Origin of the sequence: Alkalilimnicola sp. S0819 (assembly GCF_009295635.1) — a bacterium.
In the GTDB taxonomy this organism is placed as follows: domain Bacteria; phylum Pseudomonadota; class Gammaproteobacteria; order Nitrococcales; family WHIW01; genus S0819.
Window position 1 is genome coordinate 93458 of sequence record NZ_WHIW01000008.1, and the last position, 20898, is coordinate 114355.

Here is a 20898-nt window from a genome sequence, read left to right on the forward strand (position 1 = left end):
TGGATTGCCGGGCGGTGGAAGCCTTTTCGATGAGCACGGGCGCGCAAGCCAATGATGTGCTGGTGGAGATTCGCGGCCTGCGTTTTTCCCGCGGCAAGCGGGTAATTTTCGACGACATCGACCTGGATATCCGCCGCGGCGAGCTTACCGTGATCATGGGCCCCAGCGGCACCGGCAAGACCACGTTGCTGCGCCTGATCGGCGGCCAGCTCAAACCCCAGGCGGGCAGTATCCGGGTGGACGGCGAGCGGGTCGACACCCTGGGGCGCGCGGCCCTGTACCGGCTGCGCCGACGCATGGGGATGCTGTTCCAGAGCGGGGCGCTGTTCACGCATATGGATGTGTTCGAGAACGTGGCCTTTCCCCTGCGCGAGCATACACGCCTGCCCGAGCCGCTGATCGAGCAGCTGGTGCTGATGAAGCTCGAGGCCGTGGGGCTGCGCGGCGCGCGGCGGCTGCGCCCGGCGGAGCTCTCCGGCGGCATGGCGCGGCGGGTGGCGCTGGCGCGGGCCATCGCCCTGGACCCCATGATGGTGATGTACGACGAGCCCTTCACCGGCCAGGACCCCATTTCCATGGGCGTGCTGGTGGAGCTGATCCGCCGGCTCAACGACGCGCTGGGTCTGAGCAGTGTCGTGGTCTCCCATGATGTGGCCGAGGCCGCCGGTATCGCCGATCGCATACACCTGATCTCCGACGGGCGGGTGGTGGAGTCCGGCACACCGGAGTCCCTGCGCGCTTCGAAGTCGGCCTGGGTGCGTCAGTTCATGGACGGCCTGCCCGACGGGCCGGTGCCTTTTCATTACCCGGCGCCCGCCTACGAAGAAGAGGCGCTGGGGCGATGATCGGGCGCCTGGCGGCTCTGGGGGCGCTCACCCTGGCAAGCCTGGCGGGTCTGGGCCGGGCCACGCTGTTTCTGGGGCGATTGCTGCTGGGCCTGGGCGAGGTGTTGCGCCGGCCCGCCCTGGTGCTGCGCCAGGTGCACGCGGTGGGGGTGCTCTCGCTGCCGATCATCGTGGTGGCGGGGCTGTTCGTGGGCATGGTGCTGGGGCTGCAGGGCTACCGCACGCTGGTGGATTTCGGTGCCGAGCAGTCCCTGGGCGTGCTGGTGGCGCTCTCACTGGTGCGCGAACTCGGGCCGGTGGTTACCGCCTTGCTGTTCGCCGGCCGCGCCGGTTCGGCGCTGACCGCGGAGATCGGCCTGATGAAGGCCACCGAGCAGCTCTCGGGCATGGAAATGATGGCGGTGGACCCGGAGCGCCGGGTGGCCGCGCCGCGCCTGCTGGCGGGTTTCATCGCCATGCCCTTGCTGGCGGCGCTCTTCAGCTTCGTCGGGGTGCTCGGCGGCTACGGCATCGGAACCGGGGTGCTGGGCGTGGACAGCGGCTCTTTCTGGTCGCAGATGCAGAGCGCAGTGGCCTTCAGCGGGGATATTCTCAACGGCGTGATCAAGAGCGTGGTCTTCGGGCTGGTGGTGACCTGGATCGCCGTGTTCCAGGGTTATGATGCGGTGCCCACCTCGGAGGGCGTGGCCAACGCCACCACCCGCACCGTGGTGTACGCCTCCCTCGCTGTGCTGGGCATGGACTTCGTGCTCACCGCTTTGATGTTCGGTTGATTACTGTCTCCTGAAGGAAGACGCAATGGCTAACTCGCGGGCAATGGAAATCGGCGTCGGGCTGTTCGTGGTGATCGGTCTGGCGGCCCTGTTCGGGCTGGCGATGAAGGTGAGCGGTTTCACCGGCTTCAGCGGCGAGCCCTCGTACCGGGTGGAGGCGCGCTTTCAGAACATCGGCGGGCTGAAGGTGCAGGCGCCGGTGACCATGGCGGGGGTGCGGGTCGGCCGGGTGGCAGCCATCGATCTGGACGAGCGCAGCTTCGAGGCACGGGTTCAGCTGGATATCGCCCGCCGCTTCGACCAACTGCCCGAGGACACCAGTGCCAGCATCCTCACCTCCGGCCTGCTCGGCGAGCAGTACGTGGGGCTGGAGCCGGGCGGCATGGATCTGTACCTGCAGGACGGGGACGAGATCACCCTCACCCAGTCGGCGCTGGTGCTGGAGAAGATCATCGGTCAGTTCCTGTTTCAGCAGGCCGAGGGACAATAAGGAGGTTTTCCGATGAAGCGCGTGTTTTGGCTGTTGCTGTCGCTGCTGCTCGCCGCGGCCCCGGCGCAGGCGCAGGAGACGGCGCCCGATGCGCTGGTGCGGGATACCGCCGAGCGCATGCTGGAGGTGCTGCGTGAGCGCCGGGGCGAGTTGGATGAGCGCCCGCAGATGGTCTTCGATCTGGTCGAGGAGATCGTGCTGCCGCACTTCGACTTCGAGCTGATGAGCCGCTACGTGCTGGCGCGAAACTGGCGCGGTGCCAGCGACGAGCAGCGCTCGCGCTTCGTGGAGGAATTCCGCCATTTGTTGGTGCGCACCTACGCCACCTCGCTGGCGGAGTACTCCGGGCAGCGCATCGAATACCTGCCCTTGCGCGGCGACCCGGCGCGGGGCCGGGTGACGGTGAGTACCGTAATCAAGCAAAATGGGGGCGGGCCGGATATCCCGGTGGATTACAATCTGCGTCGCACCGAATCGGGCTGGAAGGTGTTCGATGTGATCATCGAGGGCCTGAGCCTGGTGCAGAACTACCGCGGCTCCTTCGCCAGTGCGATCCGCCGCCAGGGCCTGGACGGGCTGATCGACGACCTGGCCGCGCGCAACGCCAACCGCCGCGACGCATGAGCGCGGCGCGGTTGGCATGGGGCGAGGGCGGGAGCTGTGCGCTGAGCGGGGAGCTCAGCGTGGAGAGCGTGCCCGGGCTGTGGGCCCGGGGCGATGAGCTTTGGCGCCGAGGCCCGGAGCTGGTGTTGGATCTGTCCGGCGTGCGGCGCTCGGACAGCGCGGGGCTTGCGCTGCTGGCCGAGTGGACGCGCCAGGCACGCCAACACGGGCTGAGCCTTCACTATCGCGGCATGCCCGAGCAGATGCGCGCCCTGGCCCGGGTCAGCGGTCTGGAGCGGCTGCTGCCATTGGAAACGAACAACTGCGGAGAGTGATGCTCATGATGGAGCCGGACAATATCAAACGCATGCTGGAAGCCGCGCTGAGCGACTGCCAGGCGGAGGTCAGCGGTGATGGCCGTCATTTTCAGGCGCTGATCATCAGCCCGGAATTCGAGGGCAAGGGCCTGATCCAGCGTCATCGCATGGTCAACGCGATCCTCAAGGCGCACTTCGACACCGAAGTGCTGCATGCCCTGTCCATGCGCACCCTGACGCCGGCGGAAAACGCCGGCGCCCAATGAAGCAGGCCGCTACGCGATGGAAAAACTGATCATGCGGGGCGGCGGGCCCCTGAACGGCGAGATCCGTATCTCCGGGGCGAAGAACGCCGCACTGCCCATCGTCATGGGCACGCTGCTGGCCGATGGCCCCATGACCGTGGGCAACATCCCGCACCTGCACGACATCACCACCACTATGGAGTTGCTGGGGCGCATGGGCGTGCGCCTCACGGTGGACGAGCGCATGCGGGTGGAGGTGGACCCCACCCACATCCAGAGCTACACCGCGCCCTACGAGCTGGTGAAGACCATGCGCGCCTCCATCCTGGTGCTGGGCCCGCTGCTGGCGCGCTACGGCGAGGCCCATGTCTCGCTGCCCGGCGGCTGCGCCATTGGCTCGCGCCCGGTGAACCTGCACGTGGACGGCATGCGCGCGCTGGGCGCGGAAGTGACGGTGGAAGGCGGCTACATCAAGGCTCGCGCCAAGCGCCTCAAGGGGGCGCGCATCGTGCTCGACACGGTCACCGTTACCGGCACCGAGAACATCATGATGGCGGCGGTGCTGGCCGAAGGCCGCACGGTGCTGGAGAACGCCGCCCGTGAGCCGGAGGTGGTGGATCTGGCCGATTGCCTCAACGCCATGGGCGCGCAGATCAGCGGTGCAGGCACCAGCACCATGATCATCGAGGGTGTGGAGAACCTGAAGGGCATCGACTACCAGGTGCTGCCCGATCGCATCGAGACCGGCACCTTCCTGGTGGCCGCCGCCATGACCGGTGGGCGGATCAAGGTCAAGGACACCACCCCGGAGTTGCTCGACTCGGTGCTGCTCAAGCTCGAGGAGGCCGGTGCCCATATCAACACCGGGCCCGACTGGATAGAGCTGATCATGGAGCGGGAGCGGCCCCGGGCCGTCAGTTTCCACACCGCGCCGTACCCGGCCTTTCCCACCGATATGCAGGCCCAGTTCTGCGCGCTGAACAGCATCGCCGACGGCGTGGGCACCATCACCGAGACGGTGTTCGAGAACCGTTTCATGCATTGCCTGGAAATGCAGCGCATGGGTGCCGATATCCGCCTGGAAGGCAATACCGCCATCAGCCGCGGCGTGCCCCGGCTCACCGGCGCGCCGGTGATGGCCACCGATCTGCGTGCCTCCGCCAGTCTGGTGCTGGCGGGTCTGGTGGCCGAGGGCGAGACGGTGGTGGACCGCATCTACCACATAGACCGCGGCTACGAATGTATTGAAGAGAAACTGGCCCAACTGGGCGCCGACATCCGGCGCGTGCCGGTTTAACGACGAGCGAATCATGGCTGATAGTCTCACCATCGCCCTGTCCAAGGGGCGTATCCTGCAGGAAACCCTGCCGCTGCTGGCCCACGCCGGCATCGAACTCACCGAAGATCCGGACGCCAGCCGCAAGCTGGTGCTGGAGACCACCCAGCCTGGAGTGAAGGTGGTGGTGGTGCGCGCCACCGACGTGCCTACCTACGTGGAGCATGGCGGGGCCGACGTCGGGGTCGCCGGCAAGGACGTGCTCATGGAGTACGGCAGCCGAGGCCTCTACGAGCCGCTGGATCTGCGCATCGCCCGCTGCAAGCTCATGGTGGCCGGGCGCCCCGATGCGGCTCAGCCGCGCCGGCCGCGGGTGGCCACCAAGTTCGTCAATATCGCCCGGCGCTACTACGCCGGGCAGGGCCGCCAGGCCGAGCTGATCAAGCTCTACGGTTCCATGGAGCTTGCCCCGCTGGTGGGCATGGCCGATCTGATCGTCGACCTGGTGGACACCGGCAACACCCTGCGCGCCAACGGTCTGGAGCCGTTGGAGCACATCGCCGACATCAGCTCCCGGCTGGTGGTCAACAAGGCTTCCATGAAGGTCAAGCATCGCCCGCTCAAGGCGCTGATCGGCCAGCTGCGCGAAGCCGTGGAAGGAGGACAGTAATGCTCGAGATTCGACGCCTGAGTACCACGCAGCCGGATTTCCGGGAGCAACTCGATCGGCTGACCGCCTGGGAGAGCGGTGCCGAGCATCGGGTCGAGCAGGCGGTGGCGGAGATTCTGGAGCAGGTGCGCAGCCGCGGCGACGCCGCCCTGCTGGAGTACAGCCGGCGCTTCGACCGGCTGGAGGTGGCCTCGGTGGCGGAGCTGGAAGTGCCGGCCGAGGCGTTGCGCGCCGCCTTCGAGGAGTTGCCCGGCGAGCAGCGAGTCGCGCTGGAGGAGGCCGCCCGTCGCGTGCGCGCTTACCACGCGCGTCAGAAAAGCGAATCCTGGGAATACCAGGAGGCCGACGGCACCGTGTTGGGCCAGCAGGTTACCGCCCTGGACCGGGTGGGGATCTACGTGCCAGGTGGCAAGGCCGCCTATCCCTCCTCGGTGCTGATGAACGCCATTCCCGCCAAGGTCGCCGGTGTGCCCGAGCTGATCATGATGGTGCCGGCCCCCGACGGCGAGCTGAACCCCATGGTGTTGGCCGCGGCCCATCTGGCGGGCGTGGACCGGGTGTTCCGCCTGGGCGGCGCCCAGGCCGTGGCCGCGCTGGCCTACGGCAGCGAGACCGTTCCCGCGGTGGACAAGATCACCGGGCCGGGCAATGCCTACGTGGCCGAAGCCAAGCGCCAGGTGTTCGGCCGGGTGGGCATCGACATGGTGGCCGGACCCTCCGAGATCCTGGTGGTCTGCGATGGCCAGACCGACCCGGACTGGATCGCCATGGATCTGTTCTCCCAGGCCGAGCACGACCAGGACGCCAAGGCCTGGCTGGTTTGCCCCGACCCCTACTACCTGGACCAGGTGCAGGCCAGCATGGAGCGGCTGCTGCCGCAGATGGAGCGCTCGGAGATTATTCGAGAGTCGCTGAACCGTCACGGCGCGCTGATCTGCGTGCGGGATCTGGCCGAGGCCGAAGAGGTGGCCAACCGCATCGCCCCCGAGCACCTGGAGCTGTCCATCGCCGAGCCGGAGAAATTCGCCCAGCGTGTTCGTCACGCCGGTGCGATCTTCCTCGGCCGGTACACCCCGGAGGCCCTGGGTGATTACTGCGCCGGGCCCAACCATGTGCTGCCCACGTCTGCCACGGCACGTTTCGCCTCGCCGCTGGGGGTCTACGACTTCCAGAAGCGCACCAGCATCATCCATTGTTCGCCCGCCGGCGGTGCGGCCCTGGGCCGCGTGGCCGATGTGCTCGCCCGCGGCGAGGGCCTGGAGGCCCATGCCCGTTCCGCACGGCTGCGGGTCGAGGCGGAGGAGCGATCATGAGCGATCAGCAGGCGCGCATCGGCCGCTGGGTGCGACCGGCGGTACAGGCCCTGAAGGCCTATCACGTGCAGCCCGCCGCGCGCACCATCAAATTGGACGCCATGGAGAACCCCTACCATTGGTCCGAAGAGATGGTGGACGCCTGGCTGGCGCGGTTGCGCCAGGTGGAGCTGAACCGCTACCCCGATCCCGCCGCAGCCGGCTTGAAGACGCGGCTGCGCGAGGCCATGGGTGTCCCCGCCGAATCCGAGCTCATGCTGGGCAACGGCTCCGATGAGCTGATCCTGCTGCTCGCCCTGGCGCTGGGTGGGGCAGGCAAGACGGTGCTGGCCCCGGGGCCGAGCTTCGTCATGTACCGCATCATCGCCGCCATGGCCGGTCTGGAGTATCGGGAGGTGGCGCTGCGCGCCGAGGGCTTCGAGCTGAACCTGCCGGCGATGCTGGCGGCCATGGAGGAGCAGCCCCCGGCGGTGGTGTACCTGGCCTACCCGAACAATCCTACCGGCAACCTGTTCCGTCGCGAGGATATCGAGACGATCATCGAGCGCGCGCCGGGGGTCGTGGTGGTGGACGAGGCCTACTTCGCCTTCGCCGGCGACAGCTTCATGGCCGATCTGACCCGGTATCCCCAGCTGCTGGTGATGCGCACGGTCTCGAAAATGGGTCTGGCCGGGCTGCGACTGGGGCTGCTGGCCGGGCACCCGGATTGGCTGGCGCAGCTGGAGAAATGCCGGCTGCCCTACAATATCAACGTGCTCACCCAGGCCAGTGCCGAGTTCGCGCTGGATCATCGGGCGGTGCTGGAAGAGCAGAGCGCCCGGATCCGCCGGGACCGTGAAGGTCTCATGAGCGAGCTGGCCGCGATCCCCGGTCTGCAGCCCTTTCCCTCCCAGGCCAATTTCATTGCCTTTCGGGTGCCGCCGGGCAGGGCCGGGGAATTGCACGGGGCCTTGCGCGAGCGTGGCGTGCTGGTGAAGAACCTGCACGGCAGCGACCCGCAATTGGCCGATTGTCTGCGGGTGACCGTGGGCACGCCCGAGGAGAACGCGGCCTTCCTCCAGGCCCTGAAAGCCTCCCTGTAGGTGCGACTCACGGCGGCGAATCCTTCTCGCAAGAGGGGTTCGCGGCCATGAGCCGCTCCTGCATCGCCGCGGTTCCCGTGCAAGCGGAGCCGAGGGGCCCGCCCCTCGGCTCAAGGCGCCAGATCCGCCGGCCGTACCGCCACCGTCACATCGGTTTCGAAGGTCCGGCCCTGGCGCAGGGCCTGGATGTGAATCTGCTCGCCGGGCTTGCGCTGGGTGATCAGCCGCAGCAGCTGACCCGCCTCGGTAATGGATTCCCCGTCGATCTCCAGCACCACGTCGCCGGGCGAGAGCCCCGCCTCCTGGGCCGGCCCCCCCCGCAACACCCCCGCCAGCACCACGCCGCGGACATGCGCCAGGCCGAAGGACTCCGCCAGCTGCGGACTCATTTCCTGCACCTGGATCCCCACCCAGCCGCGGATCACCCGGCCGTGTTCGATGATGTTTTCCATCACCCCCCGGGCAAGCTCGGTGGGGATGGCGAAGCCGATCCCCAGCGAGCCGCCGGTGCGGCTGAAAATGGCGGTGTTGATGCCGATCAGCTCGCCATGGGCGTTGATCAGCGCACCGCCCGAGTTGCCCGGATTGATGGCGGCATCGGTCTGGATGAAGTTCTCGAAAGTGTTGATGCCGAGCTTGTTGCGCCCGGTGGCGCTGACGATGCCCTGGGTGACCGTCTGGCCCACGCCGAAGGGGTTGCCGATGGCCAGTGCCACGTCCCCCACCCGGGTCTCGTTGGAGCGGCCCAGGGTGATGACCGGCAGCTCCTGTAGCTCGATCTTCAGCACCGCCAGATCCGATTCCGGATCGGAGCCGGTCAGGCGTGCCTCGGCGATGCGGCCATCGGCCAGAGCCACCCGAATCTGGTCGGCGCCGTCGATGACGTGGTTGTTGGTGAGCACGAAACCATCGCGGCTGATGATGACCCCCGAGCCCAGGCTGGCGACATTACGCGAGCGGTTCTCGGGCCGCCGGTCACCGAAGAAGCGGCGGAACAGGGGGTCGTCCAGCAGCGGGTTGCGCGACGCGCTCACGGTCTTGCTGGTGAAGATGTTCACCACCGCGGGCGCGGCCTGTTCCACGGCGGCGGAATAAGACACCGGGCCGCTGCCCAGGCCGGGGGCCGGCTCGCGGCCGGGGGCTTCCTTGACCTGCACCACCGGGCGCTCCGGCGCCATCAGATCGGGCAGCCAGTACATCAGCCCGACGGCGACCAGGGCGCCGACCAGGGCATAGCTGAACAAAAAACGCAGCAGGCGTCGGCTGGTCATTGGTGGAATTTGCCTCTTCATATGACTGCGGTAGGCTTCGCTGATTGTAGCGAATGCGGGCGCCGTGTTCCGCAGCGGGAGATTATCTATGGTTCTTCGTGATGATTTGCTGGCCTATTGCGATGAGCTGCTCGATGCCGGCGCTTTTTCGGATTACGCGCCCAATGGCCTGCAGGTGGAGGGGCGCGCCGAGGTGCGCTGCATCGTCAGCGGCGTGACCGCCTCCCAGGCCCTGATCGACGCCGCTGTGGCGGAGGGGGCGGATCTGCTGCTGGTTCACCACGGCTATTTCTGGAAAGGCGAGGACGCGCGGGTGGTGGGGATGAAGGCCAGACGACTACGGGCCTTGCTGGCCGCGGACATGAGTCTGCTGGCCTACCACCTGCCGCTGGACGCGCACCCGGAGCTGGGCAACAACGCCCAGCTGGGGCAGCGCTTGGGGCTACGCACGCTGGGTCGCTTCGATACCGGGACGAAGCCGGCGTTGGGCTGGCTGGGCGAGCTGCCCGAGCCCCTCACCGGCGAGGCCTTCGCGCAGGCTATCGGCGCCGCGCTGGGGCGGATGCCGCTGCATGTGGCCGGCGGCGAGGGGGCAATACGGCGGGTCGCCTGGTGCACCGGTGGCGCCCAGGGATTCATACAGGCGGCCGCGCAGGCGGGGGCGGATGCCTATGTCAGCGGCGAGATCTCCGAGCCCACTGCGCATATCGCCCGGGAATGTGGGCTGCATTATTACGCGGCGGGGCACCACGCTACCGAGCGTTACGGCGCTTGGGCGCTGGGTGAGCACCTGGCGCAGCGTTACGGGCTGAAGCATCGGTTTGTCGATATCGATAATCCGGCGTGAATCGCCCCTGTAACAGTGGTGCGAGGGTCGTTGTTGCAAGCGACTGTATTGGAAGGATAAAAGTGCAAGCCCCAGGCGCCGCGCTTGACCTCGGGGGGGCGATATAAGATCCTTGTCCGCCGTTTACGGGTACGCAGAGCGGAACCGCCCCCGGCGCCAAGCGCGATCAGGGCCGGTTCAGTCTGTGTTGTCCGCCGTGGGGGTGGCTGTTTCCGCGACGAGCGCGCATGCGGGCGCGCGGGCCGAGGCTGCTGAATGATGCCGGTGCATCTCCCGGATTTCTGCACTAATTTTTGTCTAATACCGAGGGGTCGTGGATGAATCACGATGGCGCGGATAAAAGCAGGCGCCGGTTTCTGACCGCTGCGGCGACAGTGGTGGGTGGCGTAGGGGTGGCCTATACGGCCGTACCCTTCCTGGCATCCTGGAAACCGAGTGCCCGGGCCCAGGCCGCCGGCGCGCCGGTGGAAGTCGACATCAGCAAGCTCGAACCGGGTCAGCGGGTCAACGCCGAGTGGCGCGGCCGGCCGATCTGGGTGGTGCGTCGCACCGACGAGATGCTGGAACGTCTGAACACCGTGGACGATCAGCTGGCCGACCCCGCCTCCGAGGTACCCCAGCAGCCTGATTACGCTCAGAACCAATACCGTTCGATCAAGCCCGAATACATGGTGCTGATCGGTATCTGCACGCACCTGGGTTGCTCGCCGCTGTTCCGGCCGGAGCCGGACGCCGCGGATCTGGGCCCGAACTGGCCCGGCGGTTTCTTCTGCCCCTGCCACGGTTCCAAATTCGACCTGGCCGGCCGGGTCTGGGCGGGCGTGCCGGCACCCACCAACATGGAAGTGCCCCCGTACTACTTCGTCAACGAGAACACCATACTCGTCGGCGAGGACAAAGGAGCGGCCTGATGAGCGCAGAAAAGAATACCCAAAAAGGCCTGGTGGGCTGGATCGACGCGCGCTTTCCGCTGACCAAGCTGTGGAAGGAGCACGTCTCCGAGTACTACGCGCCGAAGAACTTCAACTTCTGGTACTTCTTCGGTTCGCTGGCGCTGCTGGTGCTGGTCATCCAGATCGTCTCCGGCATCTTCCTGACCATGAACTACAAGCCGGCGGGTGATCTGGCCTTCGACTCCATCGAGTACATCATGCGCGATGTGGAGTGGGGCTGGTTGATCCGATACATCCACACCACCGGGGCCTCGGCCTTCTTCGTGGTGGTGTATCTGCACATGTTCCGCGGCCTGATCTACGGCTCCTACAAGCAGCCCCGTGAGCTGATCTGGATCTTCGGCATGCTGATCTATCTGCTGCTGATGGCCGAGGCCTTCATGGGCTACCTGCTGCCCTGGGGGCAGATGTCCTACTGGGGCGCGCAGGTGATCATCTCCCTGTTCGGCGCCATCCCCGGGATCGGCCAGGAGCTGGCGCTGTGGATCCGAGGTGACTTCGTCATCTCCGAGGTGACCCTGAACCGCTTCTTCGCGCTGCACGTGATCGCCCTGCCGCTGGCTCTGGTGGGCCTGGTGGTGGCGCACATCATGGCGCTGCACGAGGTGGGCTCCAACAACCCGGACGGCGTGGACATCAAGAAGCACAAGGACGACAAGGGCATTCCGCTGGACGGCATTCCCTTCCACCCGTACTACACGGTGAAGGATATTCTGGGCACGGTGGTGTTCCTGATGTTCTTCAGCGTGGTGCTGTTCTTCATTCCCGAGTTCTTCGGCCTGTTCATCGAGCCGCCGAACTTCGAGCCGGCCAACGCCCTGAAGACGCCGGATCACATCGCCCCGGTGTGGTACTTCACGCCCTTCTACGCGATCCTGCGCGCGGTGCCCAGCATCGCCGGTTCCGCCTTCCCGGGCGTGCTGGCCATGGGCGGCGCCATCTTCGTGCTGTTCGTGCTGCCCTGGCTGGACCGTACGCCGGTACGTTCCATCCGCTATCGCGGCCTGGGCTTCAAGGTGGGTGTGGTGGTGTTCGCGGTCAGCTTCATCGTCCTGGGTTACCTGGGCCTGATGCCCGCCACCGGCGGCTTCAAATTGGCCGCGCAGATTCTCACCATCGTGTATTTCGGATTCTTTGCCTTCCTTTGGGCCTACACGGCCTTCGGCTGGGAGAAGACCAAACCGGTGCCGGAAAGGGTGACGCACTAATGAAGAAAATCCTGTTCGCACTGCTGCTGGGTCTGGCGCCGACCCTGGCCTTGGGGGCCGGTTCCGCCGTCAAGCTGATGGACGCGGAAACCGACCCCTTCGACACCGCCTCCCAGCAGCGTGGCGCCAAGCTGTACGTCAGCTACTGCCTGGCCTGCCACGAGATGAAATATCAGCGTTGGAACCGCCTGGCGGCGGATCTGCAGCTGGACGAAGCCCTGGTGGAGCAATACCTGATCTTCGGTGAGCAGCAGATCCACGACACCATGACCAATGCCATGCTGCCGGACGTGGCGGAGGGCTGGTTCGGGGTGGCACCGCCGGATCTATCGCTGTCGGTGCGCCTGCGCGGCGCCGATTGGGTCTACACTTATCTGAACAGCTTCTACGCCGATGAGTCGAAGATGTTCGGGGTGAACAACCTGGTGTTTCCCGACGTGGGCATGCCTCACGTGCTCGCCGGCCTGCAGGGTCTGCCCCGGCCGGTGTACGAGGATGGTGGGGAAGCGCTGAAGGTCAGTGGTATTCGCGTGCCCGAGCAGGGCGGCGTGATGAGCCCCGAGGAATACCGCGAGGCTACCCGGGATCTGGTGAACTTCATGGCCTACGCCGCGGAGCCCGTCAAGGCGCAACGCATCGTGCTGGGTGTGAAGGTCTTGATCTTCTTGTTCATTTTCCTCGTCATTGCGTATTTCCTGAAGAAGGAATACTGGAAGGACGTTCATTGATTTCCCCAACTTTGGGGCGCCAGTGGGCGCCCCTGCAGGAGCACAGGCATGGCCGCCGTCAGTAAGCGTTCGATCATGACGCTGTATTCCGGGCCCACCTGCCCGTTCAGTCACCGCGTGCGTTTCGTGCTGGCGGAGAAGGGCATCGCGGTGGAGATCCAGTCGGTGGAGGGCGATCAGCAGCCCGAAGATCTGGTGGATCTCAACCCCTATGGCAGCGTACCTACGCTGGTGGACCGGGATCTGGCTCTCTACGACACCAAGATCATCTGCGAGTACCTGGATGAGCGCTTTCCGCATCCGCCGTTGATGCCGGTGGACCCGGTGTCCCGGGCCAAGGCGCGGCTGGTGCTCTACCGGATCGAGGCGGACTGGTACGGTCCGCTGGCGCGCATCATTGCCGGTACCAAGGCCGATCAGGCGCGCAAGGAGCTGCGCGAAAGCCTGACGGCGGCCGCGGATCTGTTCGCCGCCCAAACCTGGTTCCTCAATGAGGAGCTGAGCGTGATGGACTGCGCGGTGGGTCCGCTGCTGTGGCGCCTGCCGTTCTACGGTGTGGAGCTGCCCGAGCAGGCCAAGGCCGTGAACGCCTACGCCGAGCGGCTGTTTGCCCTGGAGTCCTTCCAGAACAGCCTGAGCGAGCAGGAACGGAACATGCGGCCTTGAAGGAGGCGCAGTTCGTCACAGTCTTCGAAGCGGGAGCCGCATGACGTCCAGTCGTCCCTACTTGATCCGCGCGCTCTACGAATGGATCGTGGACAACGGTCTGACGCCCTACCTGTTGGTGGATGCCAGCGGCGAGCACGATATGGACGCGCCGCTGGATTACGCCGACGCCGGCAAGCTGGTGTTGAATATCGCCCCCCGCGCGGTGCGCGCCCTGAACGTGAGCAATGAAGACGTACGTTTCAGTGCTCGTTTCGGCGGCGTGGCCCAGGATGTGCGGGTGCCGGTGCCGGCGGTGATGGCGATCTACGCTCGGGAAAACGGTCAGGGCATGATGTTCGCCGATCGTGGCGATGGCGGCAGCGACCCCCAGGGTCCGGGGGGGGGTGGCGAGGGCCCCAGCGGCGGAGGTCGCCCCAAGCTGCGGGTCGTCAAATAGCCCGGTCTGGGCGCCGTGTAAGGGCATTCACGGTCCCGGAGCCGCGGTGGCATCGGCAAGCCACCGCGGCTCCGGGATTCCGCTTCAGGTGCTACCCGGCCTGCTCGGTTTCCAGGTACTCGAAGAGCTTCACCACTCGCTGCACGCCGCCGACCTGGCGCACCACCTCGGCCACCTGATCCCCTTCCTCGCGCGTCAATAGCCCCATCAGGTACACCGTGCCGGCTTCCGTGACCACCTTCACGCGGCTGGGGTCGAATTTCGGCAGTTTCGACAGGCTCAGCAGGCGCGTCTTCACCCGCGCGGTGATCAGGCTGTCGCTGCGCCTCGCCATGAAGGAGCTGCGCCCGGCGATGCGCAATTCGTTGTACACCCGCTCCACGCGGGGGATGTCCGCCACCACGCGGCCCGCCTTGCTCTTGAGTTCCCGGTTGGGGACTTCACCGCTGATCAGCACATGCAGGTTGTAACTGGTGATGCTGATGTTCGCGCCATGCTGGCGTTGGTCTTCGAACAGGGCGGTCATTGCCTTGGCCTCGATGAGTTGGTCATCCAGGAAGGTGCCCATGGTGCGCCGGTCGTGGGCCGCGGCAGCCGTGGTGGCCGCGCCGCCCACGGCGACCGCGGCGCAGCCGCTCAGCAGCGCGCTCCCGAGCAGGGCGAGGCAGAGCAGGCCGGTCTTGCTTGCAAGGCTCATGGCGCTTACTCCGGATTGAACAGGTACTGGTCGATCAGATCACACAGGCAGTGGATTGCCAGCAGATGCACCTCCTGGATGCGGGCGGTGGACTGGGCCGGAACGCGGATTTCTACATCGCTCTCCCGCATCAAGGGGCCTATGGCGCCGCCGTCCCGGCCGGTCAGTGCCACCACGTGCACGCCGCGCTCATGCGCGGCCTCGATGGCGGCGCAGACATTGGGTGAATTACCGCTGGTGCTGATGGCCAGCAATACATCGCCCTGTTGGCCCAGGGCGCGGACCTGTTTGGCGAAGATGTCCTTATAGGCGTAATCGTTGGCGATGGAGGTCAGCGTGGAACTGTCCGTGGTCAGGGCCACGGCGGGCAGGCCGGGGCGCTCCATCTCGAAGCGGTTCAGCAGTTCGGAGGAGAAATGCTGGGCGTCTGCCGCCGAACCGCCATTGCCGCAGCTCAGTATCTTGCCGTCCTGCTGCAGGGTGCGGGCCATGCGCTGACCGGCGCGGACGATGGCCGGGGTGATCTGGTCCATGGCCATCTGCTTGGTGCGGATGCTCTCGTGGAAATGCTGAACAACGCGATCGTGGGGCTCCATGGCTCCTTCCTTATTACGTCGAGGGATGCTGGCAGTATTGTACGGTGCCCGTGGGGCGGGTGATACCGCTTAAGGGGGCACTGATCCATTCCCTTGGACCGCTGTCGCCGTCAGGCGTTCCGTGCCAGGCCAGTGCCCACCTGGAACGGCCATGGCCCCTTCGGCGCGCGTCCTGGCGGGGCGCGCCGGATGGTCCGAGGACCGACGGCATTGATCGTGTTTCTTCAGGTATCGTTCAGGCTGAAGGCCTGGGGTATCCAGTCCAGCGCGCCGGCACCGTTGATAGATACCACATCGAAGCGGCAGGGCAGGTCCAGGCGGCGGTTTTGCAGGTAATGGGCGGCGGCGCGGGCGAGCTTGCGTCGCTTGCGTAGATCCACGCTGTCGGCGCCGCTGCCATAGCGGGCGTGAGCTCGGCAGCGCACTTCCACGAAGACCAGCACCGCGCCATCACGCATGATCAGGTCCAGCTCGCCCATGCGGCAGCGGTAATTGCGCTCAATCAGGTGCAGGCCCTGCCCGCTCAGGTGTTGCTCGGCCTGGCTCTCGGCTCTCTGGCCCTTCCATAGGCGCAGTCGGCTCATTCGGCATCCCTCCGAAGTAGCGTTGGTTATCGGCAAGGGGGCGCAGTTCCCCCCGGCGCATCAGCGCGGGCAACAGGCGGCGGCTGATGCGTCCGTCGGCCCCCAGGCTGAGCTGCCCGCTACGGCCCTCGATCAGATCCTCCGGGCGCATCAGGCCCAGGTAGGGGAGCAGCTGATAGGCATCTATGCCCATGGCGAAAAGCCGCGGCTGGGCGCTGACCATATCCGGCCAGATTCGGCGCAGGGCCGCGCGGTCCAGCTGCTGGTCATCGGCCAGGTCTTCATGCAGCACCCAGGGGGTTTCCATGAGGAGTACGCCGTTGAGGTCCTTGTCGGCGTCCGGGTCGGCGTCGCCGCTATAGAGGTGGCTGCTCCCCACGGTGGGTAGGCTCGTGGCGTGATGATAGCGCAGCTGCGGGCGAAGTAGCCGGCCCTGGCGTGGGAAGCCGGCGATGAAGAGCATGTCCGCATCCTGGCGGCGGCGCGGCTGATGCTGGATGGCCAGGCGCAGGGTGCTGCGCAGGCGGCGATAGCGCGCCGCGCTGCTGTCCAGGTTGAGTAGCGGCACGATGTCGGCGGAGAAATCGTTGGCGCCCGGCTCGTACCAGGCGGATTCCAGGACGCGGCCGCCGCGCGCTTCGAAGGCCTGGTGGAAAGCCTTGGTCAAGCGCTCGCCCCAGAGGTTCTGCGGTACCAGCGTGAGCGCTGTGCGCCAGCCCTGGTTGATGGCGTAATGAGCAGCGGCTCGGGCATCGTCTTCCGGGGCCAGGCCGAATTGGTACAGCCCGGAGGGGGCGGCCAGCGGGTTTTCCAGGGTGTTCAGCCCCAGGGTGGGGACCGGCATGTCGTTGCGGGTAGCCAGCACCGCCAGCGATTCCTTGGTCAGCGGGCCGAGTATGAACTGGGCGCCTTCGTCCAGCGCTTGCTGGTAGGCATTCAGGGCGCGGGCCGGGTCCGCCTCGGTGTCGTGAAAGCGCAGTTCCGGGCGGGGCTCGGGGCCGGCATACCAGGCCGCCATCAGCCCATCGCGCACCGCTTGCCCCGCCACGGCGAGCGGACCACTCAGCGGCAGCAACACTGCGATGCGCTCAGGGGGGCGCATGCGCTGCTCGTAGCGCAGCAACAAAGCCTCCACCAGGGATTGGCCGCTCGCGTGGTCCGGGTAGCGTTCCTGCCAGGCGTTCAGCTCCTCGCGCAGTCGCGCACCGTCCAATCGGTGGCTGCGGCTTAGCCAGGCCAGTTCCAGCCAGGCGCCGAAGCTGTCGGGCGGCGGCGGCATGCGCTGGCGCAGCGCTTCCATGGGGATCTCGTTGAGCGCTTGCCACAGGCGTGCCCGGTTGTCCTCGCGGGCATCGCCGGGAGGTAGCAGGGCATCCAGTTCATCGCGCAGGCGCGCCGCCTCCAGTGGTTGGCCGATGGCGCGCCAAGCCTGGGCGCGGGCATCCAGCCACTGAGCCTCCCGGCCGGCGGGAGCCTGGGCCAGATCCTCCAGCAGGCGCCAGGCGGATTCGGCGCGATCGTCGGCCAGACGCAGGCGGGCGAGCAGCAACTGCCGCCTTTGCTGTTGCGCGGGGTCCAGGGTGTCGGCGTCAAGCAGATCGAACAGGTCCCGGGCGCGTTCGGTGACGTCCGCGTCCATCCACAGTTCCGCCGCGCGCAGGCGCCAGATGGTGCGCTGGGGTTCCCCGGCCTGCTCGGCGGCTTGCTGGTAAAGTGCCGCGGCCTGGCCGGGGAGTTCGGCCGCCAGGGCCTGCTCGGCCAGGGCCGCCTGCTCGGCGCCGGGGCGTTCAGCGGTCTGGTGGGGCTGGGTGGCGCAGCTTTGCAGCAGGGCCAGGCAGAGCCCCAGCAGGAGAAGACGTAGGCAGTTCATGCGTGCTTTCATGGGGTTTGGGTGGCCGCCGAATGTGGCTCTACTATAGCGCGGGGCGTGGTCCATGGTGGCTGCGAGTATCCGTACACGAGGTGAAAGGTGTCAAACACGGCCGGGACTTTATATGTGGTGGCGACACCCATCGGCAATCTGGAGGACATCAGCGCGCGGGCCCTGCGGGTGCTGGCGGAGGTGGACCTGATCGCCGCGGAGGACACGCGGCATTCCGGCCGGCTGCTGTCGCATTATGGTATCGATACGCCGCTGTCCAGTCTGCACGAACACAATGAGCCGGCCAAGGTGCCGGGTTTGCTGCGGCGACTGCAGGCGGGGGAGCGACTTGCGCTGATCAGTGATGCGGGCACGCCCCTGGTCAGCGACCCCGGTTATCGCCTGGTGAGCGCCGCTCGCGATGCTGGGCTTGCGGTGACGCCCGTGCCCGGCGCCAGCAGTATCACCGCGGCGCTTTCCGTGGCGGGCCTGCCTACCGATCGCTTCTGTTTCGAGGGCTTTTTGCCGCCCAAGGCCGCCGCGCGGCAGCGGCGTCTGCAGGCACTGGTTCAGGAACCGCGCAGTCTGGTCTTTCTGGAATCCAGCCACCGTATTCAAGGTGCGCTGGATGATCTGCTGGCGGTGTTCGGCGCCGAGCGTCCAGCGGCGCTGGCCCGGGAGCTCACCAAGTTCTACGAGACAGTGCGCCGGGCGCCACTGGGGGAGTTGCGCGACTGGCTGCTTGCCGAGCCCGAGCAGCGCAAGGGGGAGTTCGTGCTGATCGTGCAGGGCGCGCCGGAGGCCGAGCGCCAGGCGGATGAAGAGGAGGCGCGTCGAGTGATGGCGTTGCTGCTGCCCTTGCTGCCGGTGAAAAAGGCCGCCCAGGCCGCCGCGGGCATTACGGGGCTGGCGCGGAACCGGCTCTACGAGCTGGGGCTGGAGTTGCAGCGCGAACAGGGTTGATCCCGGCGTGCCGTCCTCCGCCGGTCTCTTCCCGCCGGCTCTGCGGGGGGGCGGCATTGGCCGCGAACCGTATTCGAGTAGCAGGATGCGCGTGAGAATCACGGCCAAGGCCGCTCCCACATTGTCTTATCGGTGCTACACTGCGCCGCTTGGGAGTCGGCCGGACAGTCGCTGTGCCTTAGGGCATGGAGGAAAGTCCGGGCTCCATAGGGCAGGGTGCCAGGTAACGCCTGGGGGGCGCGAGCCTACGGAAAGTGCCACAGAGAACATACCGCCGATGGCCCGGTTCGCCGGTGCACAGGTAAGGGTGAAAAGGTGCGGTAAGAGCGCACCGCGCGGGTGGTAACATGCCGCGGCACGGTAAACCCCACCCGGAGCAAGACCAAATAGGGGAGCAATGGTGTGGCCCGCACTGCTCCCGGGTAGGTCGCTTGAGGCGAGTGGTGACGCTCGTCCCAGAGGAATGACTGTCCTCGACAGAACCCGGCTTACAGGCCGGCTCCCACCCTATTCTTCCACCCGGCGCCATCCGGCGGCGGGGAAAACTCCATCGTTTATTAGCTATGTCCGCTAAGCGGATGATTTGCCGCGCGAAACTTCCCGCGCGGCTTTTCCCACTTCTGTCTCCTCATCCCGACACCTCTGTAAGTGCTTGTTGTAGCAAGGGGAATTCCTCTGTTGGTCGGCTTGACAAGACCCGGGCGTGGCGACCATAGTGTCGCGAAGTGGGGCGAGGTGGATAAAAATGGATAATCAGGTCGCCTGGGGGGTCTAGCGTGTTTCGCGGGGTCACCCATCTCAATCTGGACGCAAAAGGGCGCATGGCGTTCCCGGCCAAGTATCGGGAGCGCCTGCAGTCGTATTGCGACGGCGAGCTGGTGGTGACCATTCATCTGCCCCGTGGAAAGGAGCAGCGCGACCGTGCCCTGGTGATCTATCCCTTGCCCGAATGGCAGGGGCTGGAGCGCCAGCTGCAAGGAATGCCGGCCATGGACCACAAGGGCCAGGCGATCCGCAAGTTGCTCATGGGTTATGCCAACGAGTGCCAGGTCGATGGCGCCGGGCGCATCCTGCTGTCTTCGCCGCTGCGCGAATTCGCCCAGCTGGATAAAAAGCTGGTGCTGGTCGGCCAGGGTGATCGGCTGGAGCTGTGGAGCGAATCCATCTGGCAGTCCTGCACCGAGGACTGGCTGGCGGTGTTGGCTGACGGCGAACCGCTGTCCGAAGCCGTGGCGTCACTCACGCTCTGATGATGAACGCGCCCAACGCCCATAAGCCGGTCCTGCTGGAAGAGTCCATCGAGGCGCTGGCGATCAAGCCTGACGGGCTGTATGTGGATGGCACCTTCGGCCGCGGCGGGCATGCCGAACGCATTCTCGCCGAACTGAACGAGCGCGGCCGGCTGTGGTTGGTGGACAAGGACGAGGCGGCGCTGGCGCGGGCGCGGGAGCGATACGGGAACGATCCCCGCTGCCGAATCTATCACGGCTCCTTCGGCGAGCTGCCCGTCTGGGCCGCCGAGGCCGGGGTCTGCGGACGAATCGACGGCATCCTGCTGGATCTGGGCGTATCGTCGCCGCAGCTGGATGACCCGGAGCGGGGTTTCAGCTTCCTGCGTGATGGGCCGCTGGACATGCGCATGGATCGCAGCCGCGGCCTGGGCGCGGCGGACTGGGTGGCAGCGGCGGATGAGCGGGAGATCGTGCGGGTGTTGCGGGACTACGGGGAAGAGCGTTTCGCGCGCCGCATCGCCCGGGCCCTGGTGGAGGCTCGGGAGGCGGGACAGGCGCCCCGGCGCACCTCCGAGCTCGCGAACCTGATCGCCGCCGCGGTGCCCACCCGGGAGCGGCACAAGAACCCGGCGACCCGCAGTTTTCAGGCGATACGCATCGAAGTGAACAATGAACTCGAAGACCTGCGCGTGCTGCTTGCCGCGACCCCCGAGTTGCTGGGGCCGGGTGGGCGGCTGGCGGTGATCAGTTTTCACTCGCTGGAGGATCGCATCGTCAAGCGGTTCATGCGGGGGCAGTCCAGCGTTGGTCATTTGCCGCCGGGCGTGCCGGTGGTGCCCGACGAACTCAAGCCGAAGTTCCGGCTGGCGGGCAAGGCGCGACGGGCCGGTGAAGCCGAGTTGCAAGGCAATCCCCGGGCGCGCAGCGCCGTGTTGCGGGTGGCCGAGCGGCTGGCATGAGCCCCGCGCGACTGGCTTGGTTGTGCCTGGCGGCGGCGGTGCTGCTCAGTGCCCTGGCCGTGGTGCAGGTGCGCCATGAGAGTCGCCAGCAATTCGTTGCGCTGCAAGCGCTCGGCGCCGAGCGCGACCGGCTGAATGTGGACTGGGGACGGCTGCAGTTGGAGCAAGGGGCCTGGGCGACCCATGGGCGCGTGGAGCGACTGGCCCGGGAGAAGCTGGATATGCGGATGCTGCGTCAGGACGACGTGGTGATCATCCGCCAGCCACGACAATAAACGGC

General features: G+C 66.7%; 25 protein-coding genes and 1 other RNA gene. 21 read left to right on the forward strand and 5 right to left on the reverse strand.

What is annotated here, in order from left to right:
* Positions 1-29: 29 nt before the first annotated feature.
* Genes GBG68_RS08640 through hisC form a run of 10 tightly spaced genes read left to right on the forward strand, consistent with a single transcriptional unit; the run spans position 30 to position 7614 of the window.
* Positions 30-845, forward strand: coding sequence for an ABC transporter ATP-binding protein (locus GBG68_RS08640; RefSeq protein WP_152146544.1), 816 nt, complete (start codon positions 30-32; stop codon positions 843-845).
* Positions 842-1618, forward strand: coding sequence for a lipid asymmetry maintenance ABC transporter permease subunit MlaE (mlaE, locus tag GBG68_RS08645; protein WP_152146545.1), 777 nt, complete (start codon positions 842-844; stop codon positions 1616-1618). The genes GBG68_RS08640 and mlaE overlap by 4 nt, the downstream gene beginning before the upstream one ends.
* Before the next feature lie 25 nt (positions 1619-1643).
* On the forward strand, positions 1644-2108 hold the full coding sequence (mlaD, locus tag GBG68_RS08650) for an outer membrane lipid asymmetry maintenance protein MlaD (protein ID WP_152146546.1): 465 nt from the start codon (positions 1644-1646) through the stop codon (positions 2106-2108).
* Between the two features lie 12 nt (positions 2109-2120).
* The gene (locus GBG68_RS08655) at positions 2121-2732 is read left to right on the forward strand and encodes a phospholipid-binding protein MlaC (RefSeq protein ID WP_152146547.1); all 612 of its coding nucleotides are present in this window, start codon (positions 2121-2123) and stop codon (positions 2730-2732) included.
* Positions 2729-3046 (forward strand): lipid asymmetry maintenance protein MlaB, encoded by a 318-nt coding sequence (locus GBG68_RS08660; protein ID WP_152146548.1) that lies wholly within the window; start codon positions 2729-2731, stop codon positions 3044-3046. Before GBG68_RS08655 ends, GBG68_RS08660 begins: the two co-directional genes overlap by 4 nt.
* Positions 3047-3051: 5 nt before the next feature.
* Complete coding sequence (locus tag GBG68_RS08665; protein WP_226801751.1) at positions 3052-3294, forward strand: BolA family protein; 243 nt, start codon at positions 3052-3054, stop codon at positions 3292-3294.
* A gap of 16 nt (positions 3295-3310) precedes the next feature.
* Positions 3311-4570, forward strand: coding sequence for a UDP-N-acetylglucosamine 1-carboxyvinyltransferase (gene murA, locus GBG68_RS08670; protein WP_152146549.1), 1260 nt, complete (start codon positions 3311-3313; stop codon positions 4568-4570).
* Between the two features lie 13 nt (positions 4571-4583).
* Positions 4584-5219 (forward strand): ATP phosphoribosyltransferase, encoded by a 636-nt coding sequence (gene hisG, locus GBG68_RS08675; protein ID WP_152146550.1) that lies wholly within the window; start codon positions 4584-4586, stop codon positions 5217-5219.
* A complete protein-coding gene (gene hisD, locus GBG68_RS08680) occupies positions 5219-6532 on the forward strand; it encodes a histidinol dehydrogenase (RefSeq protein ID WP_152146551.1) in 1314 nt (437 codons plus the stop codon). The genes hisG and hisD overlap by 1 nt, the downstream gene beginning before the upstream one ends.
* Positions 6529-7614 carry a histidinol-phosphate transaminase gene (hisC, locus tag GBG68_RS08685; RefSeq protein ID WP_152146552.1) on the forward strand — a complete coding sequence of 362 codons (1086 nt, stop codon included), beginning with the start codon at positions 6529-6531 and terminating at the stop codon, positions 7612-7614. The genes hisD and hisC overlap by 4 nt, the downstream gene beginning before the upstream one ends.
* Positions 7615-7724: 110 nt before the next feature.
* Here hisC and GBG68_RS08690 read toward each other — a convergent pair whose 3' ends face one another.
* Positions 7725-8885, reverse strand: coding sequence for a Do family serine endopeptidase (locus GBG68_RS08690; RefSeq protein WP_152146553.1), 1161 nt, complete (start codon positions 8883-8885; stop codon positions 7725-7727).
* Positions 8886-8973: 88 nt separating this feature from the next.
* Between GBG68_RS08690 and GBG68_RS08695 the strand changes: the two genes are divergently transcribed.
* From GBG68_RS08695 to GBG68_RS08720, 6 genes are all read left to right on the forward strand, one after another.
* Entirely contained in the window at positions 8974-9732 is a 759-nt protein-coding gene (locus GBG68_RS08695; RefSeq protein ID WP_152146554.1) for a Nif3-like dinuclear metal center hexameric protein, read from the forward strand.
* 317 nt (positions 9733-10049) lie between these two features.
* Positions 10050-10643 carry a ubiquinol-cytochrome c reductase iron-sulfur subunit gene (gene petA / locus GBG68_RS08700; RefSeq protein WP_152146555.1) on the forward strand — a complete coding sequence of 198 codons (594 nt, stop codon included), beginning with the start codon at positions 10050-10052 and terminating at the stop codon, positions 10641-10643.
* Positions 10643-11893 carry a cytochrome b gene (locus GBG68_RS08705; protein ID WP_152146556.1) on the forward strand — a complete coding sequence of 417 codons (1251 nt, stop codon included), beginning with the start codon at positions 10643-10645 and terminating at the stop codon, positions 11891-11893. The genes petA and GBG68_RS08705 overlap by 1 nt, the downstream gene beginning before the upstream one ends.
* The gene (locus GBG68_RS08710; protein ID WP_152146557.1) at positions 11893-12621 is read left to right on the forward strand and encodes a cytochrome c1; all 729 of its coding nucleotides are present in this window, start codon (positions 11893-11895) and stop codon (positions 12619-12621) included. Before GBG68_RS08705 ends, GBG68_RS08710 begins: the two co-directional genes overlap by 1 nt.
* Before the next feature lie 48 nt (positions 12622-12669).
* Positions 12670-13287 (forward strand): glutathione S-transferase N-terminal domain-containing protein, encoded by a 618-nt coding sequence (locus tag GBG68_RS08715; protein WP_152146558.1) that lies wholly within the window; start codon positions 12670-12672, stop codon positions 13285-13287.
* Positions 13288-13327: 40 nt separating this feature from the next.
* Positions 13328-13726 carry a ClpXP protease specificity-enhancing factor gene (locus tag GBG68_RS08720; RefSeq protein ID WP_152146559.1) on the forward strand — a complete coding sequence of 133 codons (399 nt, stop codon included), beginning with the start codon at positions 13328-13330 and terminating at the stop codon, positions 13724-13726.
* 91 nt (positions 13727-13817) lie between these two features.
* Here the strand turns inward: GBG68_RS08720 and GBG68_RS08725 are convergent, their stop codons facing one another.
* From GBG68_RS08725 to GBG68_RS08740, 4 genes are all read right to left on the reverse strand, one after another.
* On the reverse strand, positions 13818-14423 hold the full coding sequence (locus GBG68_RS08725) for a BON domain-containing protein (protein WP_152146560.1): 606 nt from the start codon (positions 14421-14423) through the stop codon (positions 13818-13820).
* Between the two features lie 5 nt (positions 14424-14428).
* The gene (locus tag GBG68_RS08730; RefSeq protein WP_152146561.1) at positions 14429-15019 is read right to left on the reverse strand and encodes a phosphoheptose isomerase; all 591 of its coding nucleotides are present in this window, start codon (positions 15017-15019) and stop codon (positions 14429-14431) included.
* A 224-nt stretch (positions 15020-15243) separates the two neighbouring features.
* Entirely contained in the window at positions 15244-15603 is a 360-nt protein-coding gene (locus GBG68_RS08735) for a YraN family protein (protein WP_152146562.1), read from the reverse strand.
* Positions 15518-17473, reverse strand: coding sequence for a penicillin-binding protein activator (locus GBG68_RS08740; RefSeq protein ID WP_193222270.1), 1956 nt, complete (start codon positions 17471-17473; stop codon positions 15518-15520). The genes GBG68_RS08735 and GBG68_RS08740 overlap by 86 nt, the downstream gene beginning before the upstream one ends.
* Before the next feature lie 99 nt (positions 17474-17572).
* Between GBG68_RS08740 and rsmI the strand changes: the two genes are divergently transcribed.
* The 5 genes from rsmI to ftsL all read left to right on the forward strand — a co-directional run bounded on the left by rsmI (position 17573) and on the right by ftsL (position 20893).
* Complete coding sequence (gene rsmI, locus GBG68_RS08745; protein ID WP_152146564.1) at positions 17573-18427, forward strand: 16S rRNA (cytidine(1402)-2'-O)-methyltransferase; 855 nt, start codon at positions 17573-17575, stop codon at positions 18425-18427.
* A gap of 152 nt (positions 18428-18579) precedes the next feature.
* Positions 18580-18934, forward strand: an RNA gene (gene rnpB, locus GBG68_RS08750) — RNase P RNA component class A.
* Between the two features lie 269 nt (positions 18935-19203).
* The gene (mraZ, locus tag GBG68_RS08755) at positions 19204-19677 is read left to right on the forward strand and encodes a division/cell wall cluster transcriptional repressor MraZ (protein WP_152146565.1); all 474 of its coding nucleotides are present in this window, start codon (positions 19204-19206) and stop codon (positions 19675-19677) included.
* The gene (gene rsmH / locus GBG68_RS08760) at positions 19677-20618 is read left to right on the forward strand and encodes a 16S rRNA (cytosine(1402)-N(4))-methyltransferase RsmH (RefSeq protein WP_152146566.1); all 942 of its coding nucleotides are present in this window, start codon (positions 19677-19679) and stop codon (positions 20616-20618) included. The genes mraZ and rsmH overlap by 1 nt, the downstream gene beginning before the upstream one ends.
* The gene (gene ftsL / locus GBG68_RS08765; protein ID WP_152146567.1) at positions 20615-20893 is read left to right on the forward strand and encodes a cell division protein FtsL; all 279 of its coding nucleotides are present in this window, start codon (positions 20615-20617) and stop codon (positions 20891-20893) included. Before rsmH ends, ftsL begins: the two co-directional genes overlap by 4 nt.
* Positions 20894-20898: the final 5 nt, after the last annotated feature.

Excerpts from the sequence above, each read along its gene's own strand:
- GBG68_RS08740 (WP_193222270.1), bottom strand. The coding sequence starts at position 17,473 with ATGAACTGCCTACGTCTTCTCCTGCTGGGGCTCTGCCTGGCCCTGCTG.
- GBG68_RS08715 (WP_152146558.1), top strand. The coding sequence starts at position 12,670 with ATGGCCGCCGTCAGTAAGCGTTCGATCATGACGCTGTATTCCGGGCCC.
- GBG68_RS08725 (WP_152146560.1), bottom strand. The coding sequence starts at position 14,423 with ATGAGCCTTGCAAGCAAGACCGGCCTGCTCTGCCTCGCCCTGCTCGGG.
- GBG68_RS08710 (WP_152146557.1), top strand. The coding sequence starts at position 11,893 with ATGAAGAAAATCCTGTTCGCACTGCTGCTGGGTCTGGCGCCGACCCTG.
- rsmH (WP_152146566.1), top strand. The coding sequence starts at position 19,677 with ATGATGAACGCGCCCAACGCCCATAAGCCGGTCCTGCTGGAAGAGTCC.
- GBG68_RS08660 (WP_152146548.1), top strand. The coding sequence starts at position 2,729 with ATGAGCGCGGCGCGGTTGGCATGGGGCGAGGGCGGGAGCTGTGCGCTG.
- murA (WP_152146549.1), top strand. The coding sequence starts at position 3,311 with ATGGAAAAACTGATCATGCGGGGCGGCGGGCCCCTGAACGGCGAGATC.
- hisD (WP_152146551.1), top strand. The coding sequence starts at position 5,219 with ATGCTCGAGATTCGACGCCTGAGTACCACGCAGCCGGATTTCCGGGAG.
- GBG68_RS08665 (WP_226801751.1), top strand. The coding sequence starts at position 3,052 with ATGATGGAGCCGGACAATATCAAACGCATGCTGGAAGCCGCGCTGAGC.
- hisG (WP_152146550.1), top strand. The coding sequence starts at position 4,584 with ATGGCTGATAGTCTCACCATCGCCCTGTCCAAGGGGCGTATCCTGCAG.
- petA (WP_152146555.1), top strand. The coding sequence starts at position 10,050 with ATGAATCACGATGGCGCGGATAAAAGCAGGCGCCGGTTTCTGACCGCT.
- GBG68_RS08730 (WP_152146561.1), bottom strand. The coding sequence starts at position 15,019 with ATGGAGCCCCACGATCGCGTTGTTCAGCATTTCCACGAGAGCATCCGC.
- mlaD (WP_152146546.1), top strand. The coding sequence starts at position 1,644 with ATGGCTAACTCGCGGGCAATGGAAATCGGCGTCGGGCTGTTCGTGGTG.
- mlaE (WP_152146545.1), top strand. The coding sequence starts at position 842 with ATGATCGGGCGCCTGGCGGCTCTGGGGGCGCTCACCCTGGCAAGCCTG.
- GBG68_RS08640 (WP_152146544.1), top strand. The coding sequence starts at position 30 with ATGAGCACGGGCGCGCAAGCCAATGATGTGCTGGTGGAGATTCGCGGC.
- ftsL (WP_152146567.1), top strand. The coding sequence starts at position 20,615 with ATGAGCCCCGCGCGACTGGCTTGGTTGTGCCTGGCGGCGGCGGTGCTG.
- GBG68_RS08690 (WP_152146553.1), bottom strand. The coding sequence starts at position 8,885 with ATGACCAGCCGACGCCTGCTGCGTTTTTTGTTCAGCTATGCCCTGGTC.
- GBG68_RS08695 (WP_152146554.1), top strand. The coding sequence starts at position 8,974 with ATGGTTCTTCGTGATGATTTGCTGGCCTATTGCGATGAGCTGCTCGAT.
- GBG68_RS08720 (WP_152146559.1), top strand. The coding sequence starts at position 13,328 with ATGACGTCCAGTCGTCCCTACTTGATCCGCGCGCTCTACGAATGGATC.
- GBG68_RS08735 (WP_152146562.1), bottom strand. The coding sequence starts at position 15,603 with ATGAGCCGACTGCGCCTATGGAAGGGCCAGAGAGCCGAGAGCCAGGCC.
- GBG68_RS08655 (WP_152146547.1), top strand. The coding sequence starts at position 2,121 with ATGAAGCGCGTGTTTTGGCTGTTGCTGTCGCTGCTGCTCGCCGCGGCC.
- hisC (WP_152146552.1), top strand. The coding sequence starts at position 6,529 with ATGAGCGATCAGCAGGCGCGCATCGGCCGCTGGGTGCGACCGGCGGTA.
- GBG68_RS08705 (WP_152146556.1), top strand. The coding sequence starts at position 10,643 with ATGAGCGCAGAAAAGAATACCCAAAAAGGCCTGGTGGGCTGGATCGAC.